Annotated in this window: 3 protein-coding genes; all 3 read right to left on the reverse strand. The window is 40.2% G+C overall.

Annotation, left to right across the window (positions count from 1 at the left end; translation table 11 throughout):
- Window positions 1-75: 75 nt before the first annotated feature.
- Window positions 76-1,221, reverse strand: a complete 1,146-nt coding sequence (locus AWU77_RS02210; RefSeq protein WP_062058604.1) for a zonular occludens toxin family protein — start codon at window positions 1,219-1,221, stop codon at window positions 76-78.
- The gene (locus tag AWU77_RS02215) at window positions 1,222-1,560 is read right to left on the reverse strand and encodes a DUF2523 family protein (RefSeq protein WP_062058607.1); all 339 of its coding nucleotides are present in this window, start codon (window positions 1,558-1,560) and stop codon (window positions 1,222-1,224) included.
- Between the two features lie 2 nt (window positions 1,561-1,562).
- On the reverse strand, window positions 1,563-1,994 hold a 432-nt coding region (locus tag AWU77_RS20430; protein WP_193747477.1), incomplete at its 5' end, for a hypothetical protein.

Here is a 1,994-nt window from a genome sequence, read left to right on the forward strand (position 1 = left end):
ATTATGCGCAATTAGCGTTTTTACCAAAAAACCCAGTTATCAAATCCTTTCAAACAAACACCAAAAATCCAAAAGTTAATTTATTAAGTTTAAATCTGGCTGCACTGTATTGGGACTATCAGCTACATAATGTGCAACGGGTTTGGGCAAAGCATAGAACACTTCATTATCAAATGTAACCTTGGCCATCCTAGTGTTGATCTTTGCAATGTTAAAGCCAAGTTGCTCTAGCTCAAGTTGTGTCATGGAAATATAGCTTTTGTCAGGGAACTCAACCTGAAACAACATGCCAACAGGAGCGACATCACCAACCATATAAATAACTAAGCCCCCAAAAGGGTTTGGAGAACTGACCCCATTAGATACAGGACTAGAAGAAAGACCAGCAGACGCTTGAACAGGTGCAGCAGCAGGCGCTTTATTAGGATTGTAATCGGATGGCTTAACAGAGCCGCCAAACATGGTCGGCAAACCTCCCGCACTGTACACAGTAGATCCCATATTCCAAACGCTATAACCGATAATGCAAAGCACAAGTAAGACTTTAGGCTGTTTAAAAAAACTAAAAGACGCGGACGAGTCTTTTGTTTTTCCTGTAGCTGTTGATTGGTAAACATCGAATGCTCTCTTATCAATTTTTTTCAGACTGGCAGATATGGCGTGACCCATTGCGGTGCCAGAATTATCAGCAATGTGAGTAACACGCTTATAACGGCCTCTCATAAAACTAAAAACAGTAGCCATATTTTTATGGCGGTAACCAAACTCAGCAACGCTACGAATTTCTTTATGGATTTTCCCAATGTTAGGTGTACTGATGTAGATATCCCAATTCATATGACGGTGAGAGTCAAAAGCATCCTCAACAGTTCGAGGGCGCTTTTCATCTTGAGGGTTATGTAAGTCATAACATTTAAAATCACGTAAACGCGTAGGATAAACGCGCTGCCCCTCATCCATTAAAATTAGTGCACCTTCAGGAACCCAATGAAAAAACCGAGCCATTTTTTCAAATCCAGCCTCAGTAAATTCAACCAAAATAATTTCGGCAGTATCGGGCAAAACGAAAGAATAAATTTCAGCAATTTCTTCAGGTGTTTTAACTCCACGGATGTTAGTGACAACCACCCTGCCCGACTTAACCGCAGGAACCAAATAATCGCTAACCAATGCAGATGTTTTATAGGAGCCGGGATCGCCATGGATAATTGCGGTACTCATTTATTGCCACCCCATAACCTTGAGAGTAACGCGGGTTGCAATCGCTTGAACAATCAAGTTAAGAGACTCTGGAACACGAAAGAAATTTAAATAACCCATAAGCACAGGATCTAAATCACTAAAACCCTGTTGTATGTAATCACCAATATTTAAATTAATTAAAATTTGCTTGGCAACGCCCCAAGAAAACTCCATCAAAAAGAGCATTGTTTGAAGCTTGGCAATAACAAGCCACGCTACAAGCTCCTGCATTACTTCTTGAATAAATTCATAAATACCAACATAAATAAAGTCAATGATCCAAGTAATGCCGTCAATAATAGTTTGAATAAATTCCATAATTAACCCCTGAGAACGATTGAAAAGGAAATGACACACGCAACCAAAAATATAGCAGCGGCGATAGGGTCTAGATAAGGCTCAAATTTTTCCATACCAAAACAGACCTGTGTATCACGAATATTTTTACAAAAATCCTGTATGCCCCCCCTGCCTGAAATAGTACCGCCAAACTCGCCTTGTATATCGTCTTTAATATCGGCAATTTTATCCTCGAGCTCCTTGGTAATGTCCTCCAATTTTTTCTCTGTTATTTCATCATCAAATTCGCCTTTTTCACCAAGCGAACTATAAGCACCAGAACGAGAAGATCCAGAAGATGAATTAGATGATGAGCTACTAGAACTAACAGCAGAACGAGACGAATTACCAGACGAAATACATTGCAAATAATCGCGCGACGTTTGATCACACTCGCCAGCAGCGGAAGCAGC

This window comes from Cellvibrio sp. OA-2007, from assembly GCF_000953825.1.
GTDB lineage: Bacteria > Pseudomonadota > Gammaproteobacteria > Pseudomonadales > Cellvibrionaceae > Cellvibrio.